This is a genomic window from Bordetella bronchialis, assembly GCF_001676705.1.
GTDB classification, from domain to species: Bacteria; Pseudomonadota; Gammaproteobacteria; order Burkholderiales; family Burkholderiaceae_B; genus Bordetella_C; species Bordetella_C bronchialis.
On the sequence record NZ_CP016170.1, the window covers coordinates 947,084 to 970,191 of the forward strand.

Annotated in this window: 18 protein-coding genes; 7 read left to right on the top strand and 11 right to left on the bottom strand. The window is 66.2% G+C overall.

Annotated elements, in window-relative coordinates; all coding sequences use genetic code 11:
* Positions 1–23 precede the first annotated feature (23 nt).
* A complete protein-coding gene (locus tag BAU06_RS04165; protein ID WP_231933997.1) occupies positions 24–1,265 on the top strand; it encodes an MFS transporter in 1,242 nt (413 codons plus the stop codon).
* Positions 1,266–1,298: 33 nt separating this feature from the next.
* Here the strand turns inward: BAU06_RS04165 and BAU06_RS04170 are convergent, their stop codons facing one another.
* From BAU06_RS04170 to BAU06_RS04190, 5 genes are all read right to left on the bottom strand, one after another.
* A complete protein-coding gene (locus tag BAU06_RS04170; protein WP_066344652.1) occupies positions 1,299–2,177 on the bottom strand; it encodes an SDR family NAD(P)-dependent oxidoreductase in 879 nt (292 codons plus the stop codon).
* A 36-nt stretch (positions 2,178–2,213) separates the two neighbouring features.
* On the bottom strand, positions 2,214–3,398 hold the full coding sequence (locus BAU06_RS04175; RefSeq protein ID WP_066344654.1) for an acetyl-CoA C-acyltransferase family protein: 1,185 nt from the start codon (positions 3,396–3,398) through the stop codon (positions 2,214–2,216).
* Between the two features lie 16 nt (positions 3,399–3,414).
* Positions 3,415–4,671 (bottom strand): DUF1254 domain-containing protein, encoded by a 1,257-nt coding sequence (locus BAU06_RS26480; RefSeq protein WP_066344657.1) that lies wholly within the window; start codon positions 4,669–4,671, stop codon positions 3,415–3,417.
* Positions 4,672–4,688: 17 nt separating this feature from the next.
* A complete protein-coding gene (locus BAU06_RS26485; protein ID WP_066344659.1) occupies positions 4,689–6,842 on the bottom strand; it encodes an acetate--CoA ligase family protein in 2,154 nt (717 codons plus the stop codon).
* Between the two features lie 286 nt (positions 6,843–7,128).
* Positions 7,129–8,055: a LysR family transcriptional regulator gene (locus tag BAU06_RS04190; RefSeq protein WP_066344661.1), complete on the bottom strand. Its 927-nt coding sequence runs from the start codon at positions 8,053–8,055 to the stop codon at positions 7,129–7,131.
* A gap of 179 nt (positions 8,056–8,234) precedes the next feature.
* Between BAU06_RS04190 and BAU06_RS04195 the strand changes: the two genes are divergently transcribed.
* The gene (locus tag BAU06_RS04195) at positions 8,235–9,215 is read left to right on the top strand and encodes a Bug family tripartite tricarboxylate transporter substrate binding protein (protein ID WP_066357969.1); all 981 of its coding nucleotides are present in this window, start codon (positions 8,235–8,237) and stop codon (positions 9,213–9,215) included.
* On the opposite strand, the gene BAU06_RS04200 is transcribed toward BAU06_RS04195, so the two are convergent.
* Both BAU06_RS04200 and BAU06_RS04205 read right to left on the bottom strand, forming a co-directional pair.
* Positions 9,202–9,444 carry a tautomerase family protein gene (locus BAU06_RS04200; RefSeq protein ID WP_066344663.1) on the bottom strand — a complete coding sequence of 81 codons (243 nt, stop codon included), beginning with the start codon at positions 9,442–9,444 and terminating at the stop codon, positions 9,202–9,204. The two genes, BAU06_RS04195 and BAU06_RS04200, sit on opposite strands and share 14 nt — an antisense overlap.
* Before the next feature lie 58 nt (positions 9,445–9,502).
* Positions 9,503–10,216: an SDR family NAD(P)-dependent oxidoreductase gene (locus BAU06_RS04205; protein WP_066344665.1), complete on the bottom strand. Its 714-nt coding sequence runs from the start codon at positions 10,214–10,216 to the stop codon at positions 9,503–9,505.
* 98 nt (positions 10,217–10,314) lie between these two features.
* On the opposite strand from BAU06_RS04205, the gene BAU06_RS04210 reads away from it, so the two are divergent.
* The 3 genes from BAU06_RS04210 (at position 10,315) to BAU06_RS04220 (ending at position 14,419) form a co-directional block, all read left to right on the top strand.
* Positions 10,315–11,202: a LysR family transcriptional regulator gene (locus BAU06_RS04210; protein WP_066344666.1), complete on the top strand. Its 888-nt coding sequence runs from the start codon at positions 10,315–10,317 to the stop codon at positions 11,200–11,202.
* A 241-nt stretch (positions 11,203–11,443) separates the two neighbouring features.
* Positions 11,444–13,723 carry a TonB-dependent receptor gene (locus BAU06_RS04215; protein WP_066344667.1) on the top strand — a complete coding sequence of 760 codons (2,280 nt, stop codon included), beginning with the start codon at positions 11,444–11,446 and terminating at the stop codon, positions 13,721–13,723.
* Positions 13,724–13,732: 9 nt separating this feature from the next.
* Positions 13,733–14,419 (top strand): Fe2+-dependent dioxygenase, encoded by a 687-nt coding sequence (locus BAU06_RS04220; protein ID WP_066344669.1) that lies wholly within the window; start codon positions 13,733–13,735, stop codon positions 14,417–14,419.
* 61 nt (positions 14,420–14,480) lie between these two features.
* Here BAU06_RS04220 and BAU06_RS04225 read toward each other — a convergent pair whose 3' ends face one another.
* The gene (locus BAU06_RS04225; RefSeq protein ID WP_066344674.1) at positions 14,481–15,473 is read right to left on the bottom strand and encodes a Bug family tripartite tricarboxylate transporter substrate binding protein; all 993 of its coding nucleotides are present in this window, start codon (positions 15,471–15,473) and stop codon (positions 14,481–14,483) included.
* Between the two features lie 187 nt (positions 15,474–15,660).
* On the opposite strand from BAU06_RS04225, the gene BAU06_RS04230 reads away from it, so the two are divergent.
* The gene (locus BAU06_RS04230) at positions 15,661–16,011 is read left to right on the top strand and encodes a hypothetical protein (protein WP_066344678.1); all 351 of its coding nucleotides are present in this window, start codon (positions 15,661–15,663) and stop codon (positions 16,009–16,011) included.
* Positions 16,012–16,043: 32 nt separating this feature from the next.
* Here the strand turns inward: BAU06_RS04230 and acnA are convergent, their stop codons facing one another.
* Positions 16,044–18,758, bottom strand: coding sequence for an aconitate hydratase AcnA (acnA, locus tag BAU06_RS04235; protein WP_066344681.1), 2,715 nt, complete (start codon positions 18,756–18,758; stop codon positions 16,044–16,046).
* Positions 18,759–18,999: 241 nt separating this feature from the next.
* On the opposite strand from acnA, the gene BAU06_RS04240 reads away from it, so the two are divergent.
* A complete protein-coding gene (locus BAU06_RS04240; RefSeq protein WP_066344683.1) occupies positions 19,000–20,217 on the top strand; it encodes a hypothetical protein in 1,218 nt (405 codons plus the stop codon).
* A 171-nt stretch (positions 20,218–20,388) separates the two neighbouring features.
* Here the strand turns inward: BAU06_RS04240 and BAU06_RS04245 are convergent, their stop codons facing one another.
* Together BAU06_RS04245 and BAU06_RS04250 are read right to left on the bottom strand one after the other, a co-directional pair.
* A complete protein-coding gene (locus tag BAU06_RS04245; protein WP_066344685.1) occupies positions 20,389–21,888 on the bottom strand; it encodes a catalase in 1,500 nt (499 codons plus the stop codon).
* Between the two features lie 243 nt (positions 21,889–22,131).
* Entirely contained in the window at positions 22,132–23,043 is a 912-nt protein-coding gene (locus BAU06_RS04250; RefSeq protein ID WP_066344691.1) for a LysR family transcriptional regulator, read from the bottom strand.
* Positions 23,044–23,108 lie beyond the last annotated feature (65 nt).

Below are 23,108 nucleotides of genomic sequence, written 5' to 3' on the forward strand. Positions count from 1 at the left end.
CAAGAAGACCGATCGAACATCAAATGCCAGATTCATTGAAACCGGATAACTCCCTGAGCGCCGCCGCCGCCGGCATGCGCGCCGCGACGCGCTCCGTCATGGCGCAATTCTTCGTCAATGGCGCCGCCTTCGCGGCCTGGGGGGTGCAAATCCCCGACATCAAATCGCGTTTCGCCCTGTCGGACTTCGTGCTGTCCTTCGCCATGCTGACCGTGGCGTGCGGCGCCATCGTCGCCATGGGGCCCATCGCCCGCTGGGCCACGCGCGTCGGCAGTGCCCGTGCGCTGACCATCAGCGGCATCGTGTACGCGCTCGCCACGGGGCTCATTCCCTGGATGCCCGATTTCGAAGTGCTCCTGGGCCTGCTGCTGGTGCTGGGCATGGCGATGGGCGGGTTCGATGTCGCCATGAACGTGCAGGCCGCCGCCGTCGAAGAACGCGGCGCGCGGCCCATCATGTCCACCTTGCATGGAATGTTCAGCCTGGGCGGCATGGTGGGCGCCGGCCTGGGCGGACTGGCGGCGCTGGCCGGCCTGCCGACCTGGCTGTATGCCGCCGGCGTTGCCGCGCTGGCCCTGGCGGCGATCGCCTTCGGCACGCCCCATCTGCTGGCCGACGCGCCCACGGCGGGCGAGGCGCCCCCGGCGCGCCGCGGCCGTGGGTCCGCCATGCTATGGATACTGGGCCTGTTCGCGTTCCTGGGGCTGATCTGCGAGGGCGCGATGTACGACTGGGCCAGCGTCTACCTGCGCGATGTGGCGCAGGCGGCGCCGCAGCTGGCCAGCTACGGCTATGCCGCGTTCTCGACCGGCATGGCCTGCGGACGCTTCGCCGCCGACCCGCTGCGCCGCCGCTTCGGGGACGGCGCGACCTTGAGCGCCAGCGCATGGCTGGGCTTTGCCGGCATCGCGCTGGCCGTATGCCTGCCGCAGCCGTCCTGGACGCTGGCGGGCTTCCTGGTGATGGGCCTGGGGGTGGCGAACCTGATGCCGCTTTTCTTTCTTGCCGCCGCCCGGCTGCCCGGCATGAGCCCCGCCGAAGGCATTGCCGCCATCGCGCGCTGCGCCTATGTAGGGATGCTGCTGGGGCCGGCCATCATCGGCGGCATCACGCACCGCGCCGACCTGCGTGCGGGGCTGGCGGTGGTGACGGCCATCATGGGCCTGATCGCCGCGGTGGGGATACGGCAGGTACGCCGCATCGGGCGGCAGAATAAAAGCCACGCCGATCCGCTCGCATCGGAACGAGCGGGCACCGCGGATTGAATCAGGCTTGACGGCGGCGCATGCGCGTACCGTTCAGGGCTGCTGCGCCAGCGCCTTCGCCAGTTCGTGTTTCGCCTGGTCCCAGCCGGACGCGGGCGTCACCTGGTCCGCCTGCTCCTGGACCTGGGCCAGGCGGCCGGGCAGGGTGCCGGCGGGATCCTCTTCATCGTCGATATGGATGCCCTGGGTCATGGTGATGTGCGCGGCCTCGAAACTGCCGCCGCCCGCCAGCAGGATCATGCGGCTGGGCGCGTCCTCTCCCACCAGCGCCAGCAGCCCGGGGCTGACGCGCTCCGGCGTCAGCACGGTTTCCGCTTCCGGCGGCAGCAGGCCTTCGGTCATCGCCGTGATGGCGCTGGGCGCCAGGCAGTTGACGCGGATATTGCGGTTGGCGCCTTCCAGCGCCAGCGTCTGCATCAGCCCGACCAGCGCCATCTTGGCGGCCCCATAGTTGGACTGCCCGAAATTCCCGTACAGGCCGGATGACGAGGTGGTCATCACGATGCGGCCGTAGTGTTGCGCCCGCATGCCTTCCCATACCGCCTTGGTGGCGTTGACGGCGCCCATGACGTGCACGTCCAGCACCAGGCGGAATTCGTCCAGCGACATCTTGGCGAAGGTGCGGTCGCGCAGGATGCCGGCGTTGTTCACCAGGATGTCGACCCGGCCGAACTGCGCCACGGCCAGCGCCGCCATGGCTTGCATCTCTTCGTAGCGGGTGACGTTGCCGGCATGGGCGATCGCCTGTCCGCCGGCACGGCGGATTTCCTCGGCGACGGCATGCGCCGAATCGCCCAGGTCGTTGACCACCACGCGCGCGCCGTGGCGCGCCAGCTCCCGCGCGTGCGCGCGCCCCAGTCCGCCGCCCGCGCCCGTGACGATGGCGACGCGCTCGTTCAATGCACCTGGCATGTCTTCCCCTTGGAATCGCTCATGGATCCGCCCCGGTCAGGCACGCTCGAAGATCGCCGCGATGCCTTGCCCGCCGCCGATGCACATGGTGACCAGCGCATAGCGGCCGCCGATGCGCTGGAGTTCGTAAAGCGCCTTGGTGGCGATGATGGCGCCGGTGGCGCCGATCGGGTGGCCCAATGAGATGCCCGAACCGTTGGGGTTGACTTTCTCCGGATCGAAATCCAGCTCGCGCATGACCGCGCAGGCCTGCGCGGCGAAAGCTTCGTTCGATTCGATGACATCCATATCGGCGACCTTCAGCCCGGTGCGGGCCAGCACCGCGCGCGTGGCGGGGATGGGCCCCGTGCCCATGAGCGCCGGTTCGACGCCCGCATAGGCGTAGCCGGCCAGCCGGCCGATAGGCGTCAGCTTCTGCGCCTTGACGGCATCGGCGCTGGCCAGCACCAGGGCCGCCGCGCCGTCGTTGATACCGGAGGAATTACCCGCCGTGACCGTGCCGCCATCGCGCTTGAATGCCGGCTTCATCCCGGAAAGCACTTCCAGCGTGGTGTCCGGCTTGACGTGTTCGTCCGTATCGAACCAGGTGTCGCCGCGGCGCGAGGAAATCTTCACCGGAACGATCTGTTCCTTGAAGCGGCCTTCGCGTATCGCCGCCGCCGCGCGCTGGTGGCTGGCCACGGCCAGCTCGTCCATCATGCGGCGCGTAATGCCGAAGCGCTCGGCCACGTTCTCCGCCGTCATCCCCATGTGGATGCCATGGAAGGGGTCGTGCAGCGCGTTCAGCATCATGTCCAGCATGACGGTATCGCCCATGCGCGCGCCCCAGCGGTTGGACGGCGACAGGTAGCCGGCGCGCGACATGCATTCGGCGCCCGCGCCGACCGCGACCTCGCAGTCGCCGGCCGCGATGGCCTGCGCCGACGATACGATGGCCTGCAGGCCGGATCCGCACAGGCGGTTGATGTTGTAGGCGGACACGGCCCGCGGCAGGCCCGCGTCCAGCGCGGCGATGCGGCTCAGGTAGATGTCGCGCGGCTCGGTGGTGATGACCGTTCCCATGGAGACATGCCCGACGATTTCCGGCGCGACGCCGGCGCGGCTTACCGCCTCGCGCACCACGGTGGTGGCGAGTTCGGCGGGCGGCGTGTTCTTCAGCGTGCCGCCGAAGCCGCCGATGGCCGTGCGGACGGCGGAAACGACATAGACGTCTTTCTGCATTGCGGTCTCTCGTTGTTCAGGCCTGGCGGCGCACGGGGGGATAGGCGAAGCTGCCGTCCAGATGCGCCTTGCCGGGATGGTACAGGCGCAGCGTCAGGTAGAAACCTTCGCCGGCGGGCGAAGGCAGCCAGTTCTTGCCCGGGCCGGGGTCGTCCGCCTGTATGGCGATGCTCAGGCCGCCGTCGGCGTCCGGCTGCAAGCCCGGCGTGCGATCGCCGATGGAGTGGCGGCCGATGGGGTTGGCCACCAGCAGGCAATCGCTGCGCCGGTATAGCGTGATGGACCAGAAGCAGCCGACGCGCGGCAGCCCGCCCGGCGGGAAGCGCAATACGTAGCGGTGTTCGCCGGTCAAGGCCTGCCCTTGTTCGTCGACCTCGGCCATGATGTACATCGCCTCGTCGATGCCCAGCGTGCCTATCCAGTTGCGCGCCACGCGGGCGCGCGTCAGGAAGTCGTCGCCGAAGCTGTCGCGCACGCTCACGGCGGTGGTCCAGCCGCCGCCAAGTTCCGAAGCCCGGGCCACGTCTCGAAGATCCGTATAAACCTGGGTCAAGGCGTCTTGCAGTACGTCGGCCGCCAAGGGCCATGCGGGCAGGGGATGGGCGGAGGGATTGCGGGCCAGCATAATGTCCAGCACGCGCAGGTATTCCTCCGCGCCCGGGACGCCGGCGCCGCGGTCGTCGATCAGCGTATCGATGCGCGACAGGGCCGGCGAGCCGTCCGGACGCAGAAGGGCGAAGCGGTCCTGCAGCGCGTGGACTTCGGCCAGGTCGCGCGCGGTCGCATCGACCAGGATGCGGCCGATCACCCAGACGTCGTCGCTGGGCGCGGCGATGCGATGCATGCCGGCGGGGACTTCGCCTTGCCAGCGCGGGCCATGGACGAACAGCCGCTGCGCGTCGCCGCCGGTGGCGCGGCGGCCGGCATAGGCCCAGGGGTTGGTCCAGGCATCCAGGAAACCCAGTACCCAGTAGCGGCTGCCCATGGCCGGGACATCGATCACCACCGGCCCGTCGGCGAGATCCAGCCAGGCATTGGTGAACAGCGTGTCGTTGTTCGGGGTGACGACTTCCTTGTCTTCCGGGCCGCGCAGGCGCCGGGTATGGGTGAACTGGTTCAGCCAGCGCATGCGCGAGCCGGGGTTGTCGCCGGCGAACCCCTGCACGGGATGCTTGCGTGCCGTGTTCGCGGCGCGCATGCGCGCCATCTCGAACAGGGGCAGGGTCATGAGTACGGTTTGGCGCGCGGAGGCGTCGCTCGCGGTGTGGGCCATAGGGGTTGTCGTGGCTGTCATGGCGTCCTGGTCGTCGGGGAAGTCGGAAGATCGGTCGGCGCCGTCAGCAGCACGGCGTCCAGCGCCTGCGCGCCCTGGCCCTGGGGCAGGACGACGAAGGGATTCAGCTCCACCGATTCCAGCGTGTCGCCGGCCGCCAATGCGAACGCGGACAGGCGCACGATGGCCTGGGCCAGTGCGTCCACGTCCGCGGGCGGCGCGCCCCGGAAGCCGCGCAGCAGGCGGGAGGTTTTCAGTTCGTCGATCATCTCCCGGGCCTGGGCGATGTCCACGGGGGCCAGGCGGAAACTCACGTCGCCCATGATCTCCACGTTGACGCCGCCCGCTCCCAGCATGATGACCACGCCCAGTGCTGGATCGCGGCGCGCCCCCAGGATGCATTCCACACCGCCGCGGACCATGCGGGCGACCAGGACGCCATCCACGCGCGCGGCCGGGGCCGCGTCGCGGGCGGCGGCCAGGATGCGGGCATGCACGGCGGCGGCCTCATCGGCATCGCGCACGTTCAGCACCACGCCGCCGATATCGCTCTTGTGGGTGATGTCGGCCGACAGCACCTTCATCGCCACCGGGAAGCCCAGCGTTCGCGCGCCTGCCACGGCCTGCTCGCTGTCCCGCGCGCGCTGGAACGCGACGGTGGGTATGCCCCACGCCCCCAGCATTTCCATGGCGTCCGCCTCGTTGCAGGGACCGGGGCGCGGCGCCGGTCCGGCAGCCGGGTTCGCGGCAGTCCCATCGCCGCGCTCCATCGCAGGCGCCGGTTCACGCAGCCGCTGCCGCAGGAAGAAGTCCATCGCGGCCAGCACGCGGATCGCGCGGGCGGGATCGGTAAAGCCCAGGCAGCCGGCCGCTTCCAGCGCCCGGCGCTGGGCGGCGTCGGCCAGCGTGCTGAAGATCACCAGCCGCCCGGGAAAGTCCCGCCGCAGGTCGCGCGCCAGCTGCTGCTGCAAGGCCTGCATCGCCGGCGTGGCGCCGAAGGCCGCCAGGAAAATCAGCAGGCTCCCATGGCCCGCTTCGCCCAGCATCGCGCGCGCCGTCGCTTCCAGCAGCTCCGGTTCGGCCGTGACCTGGCCCGTGATATCGACCGGATTGTGGGTGGCGGCCAGGGGCACGCGCTTGCGTATCGTTGCTTGCGCGGCGGCCGGCAATTGCCGCACGTCCAGGCCCGCCTCTGCCGCGTCGTCGGCCATCATCACGCCCACGCCGCCCGACACCGTCAGCAGGCCGACCTGCGTATTGGGCGGCAGGCCCGCGACAGCCAGGCAGTGCGCGATATCGAAAAATTCCTCTATCGTGCGCGCGCGATAGGCGCCGTGCTGGCGGAACAGCGCATCGAATACCGCGTCGTCGCCGGCCAGCGCGGCCGTGTGCGAGGCCGCCGTCATGGCGCCCAGCTCGGTCCGGCCGACCTTGACGGCCACCACCGGCTTGCCCGCCGCGCGTGCCAGGTCCAGGGCCTCGCGCAGCTTCGCGCCGTCGCGGCAGCCCTCCAGGTACGCCATGATCACGTGCGTGGCCGGATCGCGCGCCATCCAGGCGATGCAGTCGGCCACGCCGATATCCGATTCGTTCCCCGTCGTCACCCACGCCGACAGGCCCAGCCCGCGCTCGCGGGCCATGGCGTAGGCATAGGCGCCGAAGGCGCCGCTCTGGCTGACGATGCCGACATGGCCCGCCTGGTTCTCGCCCGTCGCGACGACAGGCGAGAAGGTCGCATATACCGAGCGCGCGACATTCATGAAGCCCAGGCAGTTCGGTCCCAGCACGCGTATGCCGGCCGCCCGGGCCTTGGCGGCGAATTCACGTTGCGCCTGCTCGCCTTCCTTGCCCATCTCGGCGAAGCCGGCCGAGAACATCACGATGTTCCGCACTTTGGCCGCGATGGCGTCGTCCAGGGCCGCCATCGCGCCGGAGGCGGGGATGGCGAAGATCGCCAGGTCGATGGGGCGACCCACGGCCGGCAAAGAGGCGTAGGCGCGCCGGCCCTCGATTTCATCGGCGCGGGCATTGATGGGATAGATCTCGCCGTCGTAACCGTGCTCGACCAGGTAGCGCACGGGCACGGCGCCGATCTTGCCGCGGTGGGTGGAGGCGCCGAGGATGGCGATGGATCGGGGCGACAGGAAGGAATCGAGGTCTGGCAGGCTCATGGATACTCGGGCGTATGCCGGGGCCTGCGCGCCGCGGGATGCCTCGGCGATCGGCATTCTTGGCCCCGGAGACCGGTCAAGATACCCGCGGCCGTCTTATCGGGCAAACTGAGATTTCCGAAGTTTCTATAAGATAAGCCTATTAATCCAGCCGCGCCATCGTCCACGGGCGCCAGCGCCTGTCGTTTCCCCCGGGTGCCTGCTTGCGGCCGGGGCCTGGGCGCTTTCCATGTCCGCGGCAGCGTCATGCGCTCGCCCGCCGCGCCGTTCCTCCGTGCCTGATGGCCTACCGCGATGCCGGCGTGGCGCCGTGGTCGTCGCCCCAGCCGCGCGCCGCCTCCAGCGTGAAATCCAGGAACCGCTCCACCGCCGGCGACAGCGCGCTGCGCGGCCGCACGAAAATGGCGACCCGCCACGTGACGGTCGGCTGCCGGATGGGCCGGAACGCCAATCCGAACCCCTCCACCAGCGCGCGGGCCATGGAAGGACAGATGACATAGCCCGGGCGGACGCGCAGCAGCGACAGGGCGGTGTTCACGCGGTGCACCGGCAGTATGTCCCGGGGGTGGTTGCGCGGCGGCAGCTTGCTCAGCACGTTCACCGCCAGGTTGGGCATGTAGTTGATCAGCGGACGCTCCCGAAGGGACTTCCACGTGACCGATTCCTGTGCCGCCAAGGGGTCGTCCGGCCGCAGCGCGGCCCAGAGCGGGTCGGCGCGGATGACGTGGGCTTCGATCGCCTCGTCCGTCAGCACGCCGGCCGGGCCGAAGCCGATGTCGGCGCTGCCGTTGTGCAGATGCGCCAGGACCTGTTCGATGGGCACATCGTCGAAGCGGACTTCGATGCCGGGGTAGGCGTCCCCATAGTCTGAAATCAATTCCGGCAGCAGCGTGCAGGACAAGGGCTCGGGCGCCGCCACGCGGACCACGCCGCGGCGCAGCGCCTTCAGATTGCTGACGCCGGCCAGGGCCTCGTCCAGGTCCGCCAGTACGCGCCGCACCATGGGCTCGAAGGCGCTGCCCACCGCGGAAGCGCCCACGCTGCGCGTGTTGCGATCCAGCAGCCGCACGCCCAGCCGGCTTTCCAGTTCCTTGACCAGGCCGCTGAGCGCCGCCTGCGATAAATGCATGGTGTCGGCCGCTTCGGAAAAGCTGCCGCATTCCAGCACGGCCAGGAAGGCGCGCAACTGCCTGAGCGTGACCTCGATCGCCATGAATGCTCCTTTGCATGCCGCTGTCGCGGCGGCTTTTTCAACTTATAACTTTAACCTTTAAGTCATCAAGAAAATGAAATTTGTCCTAATAGATGGCCGCCTCTATCATCGCGGCCATGCACGTCCCGGCTGCGTGGGCCAGGGACGGCGATTCCAATTCGAACGATCGGGAGACATCCATGAAAATCAGCCGTCGGGCGCTGCTGGGCACGGCCGCCGCGGGACTTTGCGCGGGATGGGCGCCGCGCGTATTGGCGCAGGCGGAGTGGCCGGCGCGCCCTGTCCGGATCATCTCGCCCTATGGCGTGGGCGGTCCCAACGATCTGTCGGCGCGCCTGTTCGCCGAATACCTGGGCCGCGGCCTGGGCCAGTCTTTCATCGTGGAGAACAAGGCCGGGGCCGGCACCCGGCTGGGCAATGAATTCGTCGCCCACGCACCGGCCGACGGCTACACCATCCTGTACGCGGCCGCGCCCTACTCCACGCTGGAAGCGCTGTACGGCAAGCTGGGCTACGACCCGCGCAAGGATCTGACGCCCATCGCCATGGCCGCGACGGTGCCGCTGTTCCTGGTGGTCAATGCGCAATCGCCGGCCAAGACCGCACAGGAGCTGATCGCTTACGGCAAGACCCTGCCCAACGGCCTGACCTTCGGCACGCCCGGCACCGGCTCGTTGCCGCACCTGGCGGCCGAGTTGTTCCTGCGGGATGCGGGCGTGAAGGGCCTGACGGTGCAATATCGAGGGGACGTTCCCGCCTACACGGACCTGCTCGCCGGCCGTCTCGATGGCACGCTGACCGCCATCACCGCGGCCTTGCCGCATGTGCAGAGCGGCAGGCTGCGCGTGCTGGGCGTGGCGTCTACCGCGCGCAGCAAGATCTATCCCGACGCGCCCACCTTGAGCGAGCAAGGGCTGCCCAACGTGGTCGCTTCGGGCTGGTACGGCTTCATGGCGCCCGCCGGCACGCCAGCCGCCATCGTCGGCCGCCTCGACAAGGAGATCAACACCGCGCTGCGGGACGCGGATATCCAGCGCAAGCTGCTGGCCCAGGGCATGGAGCCCTATCCCGGCAGTGCCGCGGAGTTCCAGAAGTTCATCGACGCCGAAATGAAGAAGTGGGGCGAGGTGATCCAGAAGGCGGGCATCAAGGGCGAGTAAGCGCCTGGCGCTGGCGCTCGCGGTATTCCTGCACCGGGACGCCGCCGACGCCCCAGTTTTCCATTTCGACTTCGTCGATCACCACGAAGGTGCTATTCAGCGGCTTGCCCATCACATCGAGCAGCAACTGGCTCACGCCCTGGATCAGCGCCGCCTTCTGTTCCGGCGTGGTGGCGCTGGCGCCCGGGGACGTGCCTTCGCGCGTCACTTTGATATTCACATAGGGCATGGTTTTCTCCTTGTGCGCGGCCCGTCCCGGTGGACGGGCCCTGGGCCGGTCGAGGGTATTACCACCGGCCGGCGTGCTGGCCGCCGTCGACGTCTATCGTTTCGCCGGTCACGAAGCCGGCCCGCTCCAGGTATAGAACGGCATCGACGATATCCTGGATATCCCCCATGCGGCCGACCGGATGCAAACCGTTCAGGAATTCGTGCGTCTCCGGGGCATGCATGGGCGTCCTGATGATCCCGGGCGCGACAGCGTTCACCCGCACGCCCTGGCGGGCGTATTCGATGGCGAGTCCGCGCGTCACCGAGGCCAGGCCGCCCTTGGTCAGGCTGGCCAGCCCCGCCGGCACGCCGGCCAGGGGCTGGTCCACCAGGGCGGTGGTGATCTGCACGATATGGCCGCGCTCCTGTTTGAGCATCGGCGCCAGCGCGAATTGCGTGACGTGGAAAAAGCCGCCCAGGTTCACGTCGATCACGTTCCTGAAGTCTTCGGCCGTGTACTCGGTAAAGGGCTTGCTGACGAAGATACCGGCGTTATTGATCAGCGTATCGACGCGGCCGTAGCGATCCAGCGCGGTATCGACCACTTGCCGGGCGACATCGCGGTCGCCGATGTGGCCCGGCACCGCGATCACGCCGTCGTCCGATCCGGCCTTGATATTGCGGGAGTTGGCGACGACCGCATAACCCTGGTCGCGATAGGCCTGGACGAGGCCCGCGCCGATGCCTTGCGACGCGCCCGTGATGATGGCGACTTTGCGTTCCGTGTTCATGATGGTTCCTTGGTGGTTGGGAGGGCTGCCGTATTGATTTGGCATGGGACGTAGCCTAAGCTGTGGGCCTTTTTCGCGGAATTCGCTATTCGCGCTCAATGGCTGAGAAAAAACGCACAGAGGTCGATTGGGAGGACGTTCGCGTCTTTCTCGCGCTGGGCCGCCATGGCAGCCTTTCCGCCGCCGCGCGGGCCCTGGCGGTGAACCACGCCACCATCGCCCGCCGCATCCAGTCGCTGGAAGCCACGCTGGGGGACAAGCTGGTCGAACGCCGCCCGGAGGGCTACATCCTGACCCCGGCCGGCAGGCGTGCCCTGACCGCGGCCAGCGACATGGATAGTGCCGTGCAGACCCTGGGCCGTGGCGGACCGGACGAGGCGCCGCGCGGACTGGTCCGCGTCAACGCGTCGCCCGCCCTGGCGCTGGGCTTCCTGATTGCCAGGCTGTCGCGGCTGCCCGTGCTGCATCCCGGCCTGGACATCGACCTGGGCACCGATCTGCGTGCCATCAGCCTGGAACGCCACGAGGCGGACATCGCCATACGGCTGGGCCGTCCGCAGGACGGCGACTTCATCGCCAAGCAGGCCGGGGCCATGGCCTATGGCTTCTACGGTACGCCGGCCCTGTGCCAGCAAGTAGAAGAGGGCGCGCCGCCGGTTTTCGTTGGCTTCGACGAGGCCAACGCCTATCTGCCCGACGCCGTCTGGCTGTCGCGCGCGTTTCCCCAGGGGCGCGTGGCCTTTCGCGCCCACAACCAGTACGCGCAGGCCATCTCGGCGCGCTCGGGGGTGGGGCTGGCCATGCTGCCGCACTACATCGGCCGCACCGAGCCCGGGCTGCGCCGCTGCGCGCTGGAACCGGCCATGCCGCCGCGCGAAATATGGATATTGATGCGGCGGCAGGACCGGGCCAATCTGGCGGTCCGGACCGTCGTGGATGAACTGCTGCGGATATTCGAGGAAGCGCGCGCCTTGTTCGAGGATTGAGCGGCAGGACCGATTGGCCGGCCGGCCCGCCATATCGTCATCGCGCCACGCCGCTGCCTTGCCGGGGCCGGATTTTCAGCACGGAGACAGCTCGATCAAAGCCAATCGACAGATTTGAAAAAGCTTTTGATAATCGAATTGGGAATAGTTAGCATTCGCGGCGTTTCGGATCGCACTCCGGGCGCCGGCATCGTGATGCGTGGTCGCCAGGCCCTCAGCCCTCACACTGTTCCCTGTTCCGATGAAGCAGCTCACCCCAATCGCGGCCGCGGTCCTGGCCGTATTCGCTGCCCCTGTCCCGGCCTATGCGCAGCAAGCCGCGGCGCCGACGCCGTCCATGGCAACGGCATCTGGCGGCCCGACGGTATCGCCGCCAATATCGGCTGCCGCACTGCCGGCACCCGCGCCCGCATCGGGCAACGTTGCCACGGCCGCTACGCTGGATACCGTTCACGTCAATGGCGATGCCCCCACGGACGACTTCAACACCGACCGGGTTTCATTGCCTCGCCTTGGCACCGACCTGCATGACATCCCGCAATCGGTGACAGTGGTCAACAAGGCCCTGATGCAATCGCAGGGCGCGAACTCCCTGCAAGACGCGCTGCGCAACGTGGCGGGCATTACGCTGGGCGCGGCGGAAGGCGGCACGATAGGGAACAACATCAACCTGAACGGCTTTTCCGCGCGCACCGATATCTACCTGGACGGCTTCCGCGATCGCGGCCAGTACTACCGCGACACCTTCGACCTGGACGAGGTGGAAGTGTTGATGGGCCCGTCGTCCATGCTGTTCGGCCGGGGATCGACGGGCGGCGTCATCAACCAGGTCAGCAAGAAACCCAAGCTGGCCGATTTCACGGACGTCAGCGGCTCCGTGACCACCAACGGCCTGCTGCGGTCGACGGTGGATACCAATATGCAGTTGTCGGAGACCTCCGCCTTCCGTTTCAACGGCATGGCGCAGAACGGCGACGCCACGACGCGCGACCAGTCCCATGTGAAGGATTTCGGTGCGGCGCCTTCGTTCAAGTTCGGCATCGGCACGCCTACCGAAGTGACGCTATCGGCGCTGCTGCAGCATAACGACGATATGGCGGACTACGGCGTGCAGTCGGTCAACGGCCATCCCGCCGGCGTGGACCGCGATACCGCGTATGGCTTCCATGATGACCGCACCATGCAGGACATCGCGATGCTCAACGCGTCGGTCCAGCACAAGTTCACGCCCGACGTCGTGCTGCGCAACCAGACGCAGTACAACAACGTCCGCACCGACGCGCGCGAGACCGCGCCGCAGTCGGTGGGCACGATCGGGCCCAGCGGCTTCCAGCAGCTTCCCGCCGGCAACGTCACCAATCTGCCGCTGGACGACCTGTGGGTCCTGCAGCAAAGCCACGACCGCGTCATCCACGACGAATCCATCTTCAACCAGACCGAACTGACGACCAAGTTCTCCACCGGTTCCGTGAAGCACAAGCTGCTGACCGGCGTGGAGATCGGCCATGACCACTACAGCAACCAGGCCTATTCCCGCACCGGCACCTGCGACGGCTTCACGCTGAACACCGGTTTTGTCGGCTGCACCCAGATGGTGGACCCGCAGCATACCTCCGCGGACCTGCCCGAAGTGCCGGGTAACTTCGCCACGGGCTCCGCCAACACGGTCGGCATTTACGCCAACGATTCCATCGAGCTGACCAAGCAGTTCAAGCTGGTGGGCGGCCTGCGCTGGGACCGCTACGAGGCCACCGTCACCAACTCCATGCCGCGCAGCACGACGCCCGCCAATGCCGACCAGACGGTGCACTACACCAGTGTGCGGGCCGGCGCCATCTGGCAGCCCAGCGACTGGCAGTCCTACTACATCTCCTACGGCACATCCTTCAACCCCTCGCTGGAGCAGTTGACGGGCACGGTGGGACAGGACGATCTGCAGCCGGAGACGAACAAGTCGTACGAGGCTGGCGGCAAGTGGGATTTGCTGGACGGCAATCTCTCGCTGAACTCGGCGATCTTCCAGATCAAGAAAGAGAACGCCCGCACGCAGATCAGCCCGGGCGTCTTCGAGCTGGACGGCACGGTGCGCGTGAACGGCGTGCGCGCGGGCGCGTCGGGGCACCTGACCAAACAATGGCAGGTCTACGCCGCCTACACCTACCTGGACGCGGAAATCACCCAGGCCAAGGACGGCACGCAGGGCAACACGCCCGCCAACACGCCCAAGAATACCTTCAACTTCTGGACTACCTATCAGCTCCTGCAGAACTGGGAGGTGGGCGGCGGCGCGGTGTATACCTCGTCCCGCTACGCGGCCAACACCGATGCCGTGGAGGTGGGCGGATACACGCGCTGGGACGGTACGGTGGCCTGGCACCAGCCCAAGTACGACGTGCGCCTGAACCTGTTCAATATCTTCGATAAAAAGTACTACGATGCGCTGATCCCGTCGGACGGCGGCCGCGCGGTGCCGGGCACCGGCCGCACCGCCATGCTGACGGTCACCTACCACATGCAATAAGCCCGCGCCATGCTGATCACCATACCGAAGGTGCTGGATACGGCACAGGTCCAGGCCATACGCGAAATCCTGGACAAGGCCGGCGACGCCTGGGTGGATGGCAGGGTGTCGGCCGGCTACCAGGGTGCGGCGGTCAAGTTCAACCAGCAGATCGACGAGCGATCGGAGGCCGCGCACCATGTGCAGCAGATCGTGCTGGGCGCGGTGGAGCGCAACCCGGCCTTTATCAGCGCCGTGCTGCCCAATGTCGCCTATCCGCCCATGATCAACCGCTATGGCGCCGGCATGACCTTCGGCGCGCACGTGGACGGCGGGGTGCGCATCCACCCCCACACCGGCCGCAAGGTGCGCACCGACGTGTCCATCACCTTGTTCCTGAGCGATGCGGCGGAATACGACGGCGGCGAGCTGCAGGTGCATGACACCTACGGGCTGCACAGCGTCAAGCTGGATGCGGGCGACATGGTGGTCTACCCGGCCACCAGCCTGCACCAGGTCACGCCGATCACGCGCGGCATCCGGCTAGGCTGTTTCTTCTGGGTGCAGAGCCTGATCCGCGAAGACGCGCGGCGCGCGCTGCTATACGACATGGACAACGCCATCCAGCGTTTGAACGAGACACAGGCCGATGCCGTCGCCCGCGCCAAGCTGGTGGGTTGCTATCACAACCTGCTGCGCGAATGGAGCGAGACGTGAATGGCCGATGCGGTGTGATGGTATCGATAGGTCGCTGTATAAGCGCTGGGCGGTGCTGCTGTTAGTGCGCTGGCGAGATATTGCGCTGGAGAATCACCTTGGTCCAGGTCGTTGTCTCGCGCGATATCAGGTCGCGCAATGTGTCCGGCGTATTCGGCCCCAGCGGCGCCGCATAAGCCAGGTCCACGTAAGCGGCATGCAGATCGGGGTCCATCAACATCGCATTGATCGATCTGTTCAGCTTTTCGATGACCGTCGCGGGCGTTCTGGCCGGCGCCATCAAGCCGTACCAGGATTCAAGCTGCAAGCCCGGAAAGCCCGCCTCTTCGATGGTGGGAACCTGGTGCAGCGAGGGCAGTCTGCGCGGCGAGATAGTCGCGATGGCGCGGACGGACCCCGCCCTGATATATGGGAGTACCGTGGGCAATTGGGAGAACTGGATATCCACTCGGCCGCCTACCAGGTCCGCGATAGCCGGGGCCGCGCCTCGGTAGGGTACGTGCAAAAGTTGTGTGCCTGACATCTGCTGGAAGAGCTCGCATAAAAGATGGGAGCTGGTGCCAACGCCTGCCGACCCGCAGGTGACCATCCCGGGATAGGTGTTCGCGAGAGCAAGGACTTCGTCCAAGCCACGTATGGGCGCGTCCTTTCCAACCACGACGACATACGGCACGGTGGCGAGCAGGGCCACCGGCGCGAGATCCCGCGCGAAATCGTATTGCAACTGCGCGTACATCAACTTGTGTATCGTGTTGGGGCGCCCACTGATGTACAAGGTGTAGCCGTCCGGTGCGGAGCGAGCCACGGCGTCGGCGGCAATATTGCTGGCCGCGCCTGGACGATATTCGATCAGGATCTTTTGGCCGACAGCGGTCGCCAGATGCTTGGCCAGGAGTCTGGCGAGCGTGTCCAGGCCGCCCCCGGGCGGATAACCGGCCACGATAGTGATGGGGCGCCGCGGATATGGCAATTCCATCGCAGCCGCGGACGTGGCGATGGGAAGCAGGCCGCTGATGCAAAGCAGCGTCGCAAGCTGCCGTCTACGGAAGTACATGTGGAGCTCCGTGCATGCTGAACTCGGGAAGGCGGCCCTCCTGGCGAGAGGGGGGACCGGTGAGTGCAACATCGAACTACGAAGTTCCGTCCGAGAATCTGCCGATACAATCATCTTGCGCCGAAAGACGGATTAAACTCGCGCGTCGATCGCCGCCCCACCGGCGTATCGCTTTGTTCGCGCCGTCATGTCCTCCACGCCCACTTACTTCGAGAACCGCCTGGACTCCACCGGATTGGATCGCCTGTTATCCGGACGGATCTCCTTCCATCTGGAGAATGTCCGCGACGTTGACGCAGCCGCGGCCAGTTTCGAGCAGGCCCTGCGCGACCGAGACCTGAAAGTGCGCGTGCAAGAGACGCGAAGCAGCAAGGCCGAGGATGTCGCGGGGACCATCTTGCCACTGGGCATCAGTGTGTTTCTGGTGGCGCGCATGCTGTATCGCGATGCCTTGGTCAGGCTGCGCAACCCCCATCCTGATGTGGTGGTTCTAAAACGCAACGGCGCCTTGGAAATCAGGCATAAGCCGCGGCCATGAGAGTGAAAGGCCGCGGCTCTGCTCTGGGTCTCCTATCGGGATTGCGCCGTAACGCTGTCCGGCAGCAATCCCCGCAACACGCTCATGGGGATGCCGCCTTCCGCCATCAGCCGCCGTTCGGCCGCGGTCAGCACCTGCGGGATGGTGTCGAAACGAATCTCCCGGTCGCCCCCGCGAGCCGTGACGCGTATGGTCTGCCCGTCGCGGACGCCTTGCTCGACGTTCTCGAAGCCGAACGTCTCGTCGCCACGCAGGCCTAGCTGCCGCCAGCCTTCGCCAGGCTTGAACGCCAGCGGCAACACGCCCATGCCGATCAGGTTCGCGCGGTGGATGCGCTCGAAGGACTCCGCGATAACGGCCTTCACCCCCAGCAGCGCCGTGCCCTTGGCGGCCCAGTCGCGGCTGCTGCCGGTGCCGTACTCCTTGCCGGCAATGACGATGGTGGAGCGGCCCGCCTGCCGGTACGCGTTCGCCGCGTCGAAAATGCTCATGCGCCTGCGATCCGGGAAGTGCAGGGTATCGCCGCCTTCCTCGCCCTCCAGCAGCAAGTTGCGAATGCGGATGTTGCCGAAGGTGGCCCGCGTCATCACATGGAAGTTGCAGCGGCGCGCCACATAGCTGTTGAACTCGCGCTGCGGCACGCCGGCATCGGCAAGGTACTGGCCGGCCGGCGTCTCCAGCGGGATTTCCCCGCCAGGCGAGATATGGTCGGTCGTCAGCGAATCGCCAAAGGCGGCCAACACCGTGGCCTGCCGCAGCGCCGTTGCAAGACCGGCCAGGCTGTCGCCATGCGGCTCGTCCTTGAAGAAGGGCGGGTCGACCAGATAGAGCGATTGCGGATCCCACGGAAAGCGTGGGCCGGACGGCGCATCCATCTCGCGCCAGGTCTGGATGTCGAGGTTGGCGGGGTCGTACACCGCCTCGAAAATCTCGCGGGCGTTCGCCAGTGGCAGCACGGCCTGGATTTCCTGCGGCGTCGGCCAGACATCCCGCATGAAAACCGGCCGGCCGTCGCGATCCCTGCCGATGGGCTCCTTGTCCAGGTCGATATCGATGCGTCCCGCCAAGGCGTACAGCACCACCATCGGCGGCGCGCCGATATAGTTGGCGCGGATCAGCTTGTGGATACGGCCCTCGAAGTTGCGGTTGCCGGACAACACCGATACCGAGACGAAGCCGTCGCGCTCGATGGCCCGCACGACCGGCTCGGGCAACGATCCCGACTTGCCACCGCAGGTCGTGCAGCCGTAGCCGATCACGGCGAAGCCCAGCGCCTCCAGCGGCTGCAACAGGCCCGCGCCTTGCAGATAGTGCGTAACGGTGCGCGAGCCCGGCGCGAGCGAGGTCTTGACCCATTCAGGTACATGCATGCCGCGTTCCACGGCCTTCTTCGCCACCAGGCCGGCGGCCATCATTACGGCCGGATTGGAGGTATTGGTGCAGGAGGTGATGGCGGCCAGCACGACCGCCCCGTGCGGCAGGCGCAGCGGGGCGTCGCCATCGGCTGGCAAGGCGGTCGCGGGCAGATCGTCATCCATGGGCACCGCGAAGCCGCCTTCCAGTGCGGGCTTGTGCAGCCGCGCGCGGAAGTCGGCGGGGATGGCGGGCAGGGGCAGGCGATCCTGGGGACGACGCGGACCCGCCATGGAAGGCACTGTTTCGGACAGATCGATTTCCAGCACGCGGCTGAATTGCGGTGGCGTTTCTTCCGGGTTCTCGCGCCAGAAGGCGTTGGCGCGGCAATACGCCTTCACGCGCTCGACCACGTCGGGATCGCGGCCGGAGATCTTCAGGTACTCGATGGTAGCCGCGTCGACGGGAAAGAACCCACAGGTCGCGCCGTACTCCGGGGCCATATTCGCGATGGTGGCCCGTTCAGGCACCGCCAGCTCGCGCACGCCCGGGCCGAAGAATTCCACCATGCTGCCGGCCACCTTGAATTCCCGCAGCTTCTGCGTGATCAGCAATGCGCCATCCGTGGTGAGCGCCGGCGGCGGAATGCGCCCCACCAGCCGCACGCCGACCACCTCGGGAACCGGGAAGGTATAGGCGTGGCCCAGCAGCGCGGCCTCTGCATCGATGCCGCCCACGCCCCAGCCCAGCACGCCGATGCCATTGATCATGGGCGTATGCGAATCGCCGCCGATCACGAAATCCGGATAGGCCCAATCTCCATCGGCGCGGGACTGGAGCTGCACCACGGGCGATACGAACTCCAGATTGACCTGATGGATGATGCCGGTGCCCGGTGGAAACACGCGCAGCCCGTTGAAGGCCTGCTGCGCCCACTTCAGGAAGCGGTAGCGCTCCGCATTCTGCTTGAACTCATACTGCATATTGCGGACCACGGCCTGCGTGTCGCCCCAGTAGGTGACCTGGAGCGAATGGTCCACGATCAGGTCCACCGGGATGCGTGCGTCCACGGCGTCGATGTCCCCACCGTGCTTCGCCACCGCGTCCCGCAGCGCCGCCAGGTCTTGCAGTACGGGCAGGCCGCTGGAGTCGGGCAGGAACACCCGCGCCACGCGCAGGGGCAGTCCGGCGTCCGTATGGCTGCGCCAGTCCAGGACGGATTGCAGCTCCTGCTCGGAAACGTCCGCGCCCCAGGCGCGATGGCGCGCCAGGTTCTCCAGCAGCACGCGGATCACGTAGGGGAAGGCATGGATGTCGCGGCCGGCTTGCGCCGCGATCGCCGCGATATCGGTGTAGCGGAGCGCCCGCCCACCAACGCTGATGGATGCCGTCATGTTGTCTCCTGACCTGTCGCGGGACGGGTGGCTTTGACCCGTGCCGTTTGTGTTTGGCCGGCACCCGCAGCATGGCAGGCTGCTCGCGGGCGCGTGGCGAAAACCTCATCGTCGTCGATTTCACCGGGGCCCATGAGCCTTCGGCGGACTAATCGTTTGACTCGTATGTAACTAATGATAAATTGAGTTATTCCAACTGTGCCCGGAATCCGGGTGTAGATAACGAGCTAGGCGCAGGTCGATGACTAGTTTCTTTAGCGCGATTCAGAATTGGTTCCATGCCGACTTGTACGGTCGTCACTTGGGCTTGATTCTGCAGGAGGTCGGCAACAGGCGTCCACACGTGCTGGCCTCCTTCCTCGCAAAGGTTTTCAATATACCGCTGCGGACTTTAGGTACCGTTCGATTTGAAGCGGAGTACGTTTTCAAAGGGCGCCTGGGGCGTCGGCGCGCCGACTTGGCAGTGTTCTGCGGTGACGCTAAAGAGCCCACTGCACTGATAGAGATCAAGTATCACGATAAGCCGCTCCCCGAAACCGAACTCAAGCCCGCGCAACTTGCGGATTACAAGGCCTGGCGGGATGAGCGGCGTGACGAACGGTATGTGTTGCTACTTACCCGCGAGCTGTACAGGGCGGATGGCATTGAAGTACGCCGTTGGGACGCGTTAACACGCCATTTGCGCACTTATGCGGGCGAGTCGGACTTGATTGAGATGCTAGTCAAATATTTAGAAGAAGAAGGGAATGCCATGCAGGATATAAACGGAAGTTCGCTGATTCGTTATCTGAAGCGGCTGGTGTGCAATAACGAGTTCGGAGCGAACAATCTCGATGGGCCGGCACAGTTCTCAAACCTTCTGAAGAACATGCAACTTACCTCAGGCTATTTTCATGGGCATTTCAAAACGGCATGGAGGGAGGCTGGCATTAAAACCCTGGGTGAAGATTACGGCCGGAGGTCCAAGAGCGCGAGTATCGACTTTGCCGTTCGGAACCGCGTCAGGGAGCAGAAGTCCGGTCGATCACCTATAGCGGGAGGCTACCTGGAGAATCGCCTGAAATACGGCGGGGACGTCTACGTCTTTGCTCGCCATTCTCTTGGCCATGGGACGGATTGGATTAGGGTGGCTTACGGCGTCCGGTTTGATATCGCGCCTGGTGATGGTGCCGAGAGAACGCCGGCGACCTACCTGTGGGCCAGGATTGTCGGCGCAAAACTTAAGCGATCGGAGGTCGACCTGGAAAGAGATCGGAAGATCAATTTCAAGTGGGTCACCGAGAACGCGGAATTAGCGGCGGAGAAAGTGGAGGCATGGCTCAACAAACTGCTCATAGATGTGATTGACTGTGCCCTGCGATCCAAAGCTGACTTGCTGGCCCAACAGAAAAAGGCGCTGAAATTGCTGCAGAAATCCTTGGTTGGCGGGAGACAACCTTTGCTCAATGGCGGGAACTAGGGCTTTACGGCGACGCGTGGCTCGCGCCGGATCCAACGCTCACGAGTATCGTTGCTGACGCGCGCTGCGTAGACCTGTGCAACGGCTCATTGAATTGTCCGGCGGGACGCTTCCCGTAGCGTCCCGCCGGCAAGATGCGCAGGCCATGCCGATGCAAGCAGGACAGCCTCGCTAAGCCTGCCCTTGACCCTCCGCGGGCTTACCCGCCTGGCCCTTGCGGACTTTGTCCTCGATGCGCGCGCCAACTTCCGGATCGACATTGCGCCAATATTGGAAAGCCCGGCTCAGGACCGGCTCGCGCACGCCGCCCAGCAGGCTGCCCGCCACCGTCTCGACCAGCGCGGCGCGGTCGGCGTCGCTGAATACCTCGCGCACCAGGGTGCCCGGCTGGCTGAAGTCGTCGTCTTCCGCGCGCAGGGTATAGGCGCTGCGGACCATTTCGCCGTCCGATTCCCAGCCGTTATCGACCTTGCCGGTCTCATCCGCCCAAGGACGATCGCCGCTGTTCGGGGCATACACCGGAGCCGCGCCGGTGTGGTGATACGTCATGGGGCCGTCGATCATATAGGTGTTGACGGGCACCTTGGGCTGATTGACGGGCAACTGGTGGAAGTTGGCGCCGATGCGGTTGCGCTGCGCGTCGTTGTAGGCGAACGCGCGGCCCAGCAGCATCTTGTCGGGCGACAGGCCGATGCCGGGCACGGTGTTGCCGGGCGAAAACGCCGCCTGTTCGATCTCGGCGAAGAAGTTCACCGGGTTGCGGTTCAAGGTCATCCTGCCGACCTTGATCAGCGGGTAGTCCTTGTGCGGCCATACTTTAGTCAGGTCGAAAGGATTGATGCGATAGCTCCTGGCGTCGGCATAGGGCATGATCTGCACCGACAGCTCCCACGAAGGACAGTCGCCGCGCTTGATGGCGTCGAACAGGTCGCGCCGGTGGAAGTCCGCGTCGGAGCCGGCCATGGCGGCGGCCTCGGCGTTGCTGAAGAACGCCATGCCCTGCTGGCTGTGGAAGTGGTACTTCACCCAGAAACGCTCGCCCTTGGCGTTGACCCACATATAGGTATGCGAGCCGTATCCGTTCATGTGGCGCCAGGTGCGAGGCAACCCGCGCGGTCCTAGCAGATACGTCACCTGGTGGGCGCTTTCCGGGTTGTTGGTCCAGAAGTCCCATTGCATGTGGTTGTCGCGCAGCCCGCTGTCGGGCAGGCGCTTCTGGCTGCGGATGAAGTGCGGGAACTTCATCGGGTCGCGGACGAAGAATATCGGCGTGTTGTTGCCCACCAGGTCGTAGTTGCCCTCGCTGGTGTAGAACTTCAGCGAGAATCCGCGCACGTCGCGCCATGTGTCGGGACTGCCCTGTTCGCCGGCCACCGTCGAAAACCGTGCCAGCATCTCGGTCTTGGCGCCGCGCTGGAACAGGGCGGCCTTGGTGTACTTCGAGACATCCTCGGTGGTTTCGAATACGCCGAAGGCGCCGGATCCTTTGGCGTGGGGCTGGCGCTCGATGACCTTTTCCCGGTTGAAGTGCGCCATCTGCTCCAGGAAGTGCACATCGTGCAGGACGATGGGGCCGTCCGGGCCCACAGTCAGGGAGTTCCGGTCGCTGACCGCGGGCGCGCCCGTCGTGGTCGTCGACGGTGCCGAGGTATCGAAGATTTTGTCAGTCATGGTGATTTCGCCTTCCTTCTGGATGTCGCGGGTGCGATGGACGCCCTGGGAGCTCTGGCTCGAAGCCGGGTGGGTGCGGGCCCGACGGCGCCGCGCGCCGGGACTGGCATGCGCGGTGGCAAAGCGGGGGTGGGCGGACAGATTGCCACAGGGCCAGGGCAGGCGTAAAGGGGCGCGGAATTGGCGAGCGTGGTGTCGGCCCGCGCAGGACCGGCCACCGCTTCGCGACTGGCACCGGCACATTCAAGCGCCAGGCGAGCCGCCTTTTTTCTTCTCGGCGAGGGCCATATCGACCAGACGCCGCACCGGCGCGGAAGGCGATGCGCGGAACACCAGCGTCAAGGGGATGGTGAAGGCCGAGGCCGCAGCCAGTTTGCGGTACACGACGCTTTCCTGGTGCACCGCGTCTATCGCCCGCGGCACGATGGTAATCCCCCGCCCGGCGGAAACCAGCGTGACGGCGGACAGCAGACGCGGGACGTCGGCGACGATGCGGGGCGTGTAGCCGGCTTTGCGGCAGGCCGGCATCAGTTCGTCCTGGATGCCGGGGCCGTCGGCGCGGCGGTAGAAGATCCAGGGTTCCTCCGCGAGCTCGGCCAGCAGGATCGCCTTGCGGCGCTTTGCCAGCCGATGACCGACAGGCAGGGCCACGACCATGGGTTCATCGGCCAGTACGATCGAGCGCAAGCTGGGGTATCGGTCGGTGGTCGATCGTACGAACGCTGCATCGATGGATTCGCCCGCCACGGCCTCCAGCAAATCCCGCGTGGCGTTCTCCTGGAATTCCAGGTCGACGTGCGGATGCCTGGCGTGAAAGGCCCGGAGAAGCCGGGGCACGAGCGGGTGCAGGGAGGCGGAACTGGTATAGCCCACCGCGATGCGTCCGGACTCGCCGCGCGATGCCTGCCGTACCCGCGCTACGGCGCTTTCGGCGTCGGCCAGCAGACGGCGTGCGTCTTTCAGGAACACCTGGCCGCTGCCGTTCAACTTGATGCTGCGCGGCGTGCGGTCGAACAAGCGCACGCCCAGCTCGCGTTCAAGGTCGCGGATCTGTTGGCTGAGCGGCGGTTGTTGTATGCCCAGGCGCTGTGCGGCCCGGGTCATGTGCTGTTCCTCCGCGACCGCGACGAAATAGCGCAAATGACGAAGTTCCATCGCGTGCGATGCAGATGTAATGCATATCCATGTAGGACGAACAATATATTTTACATATCTGCATC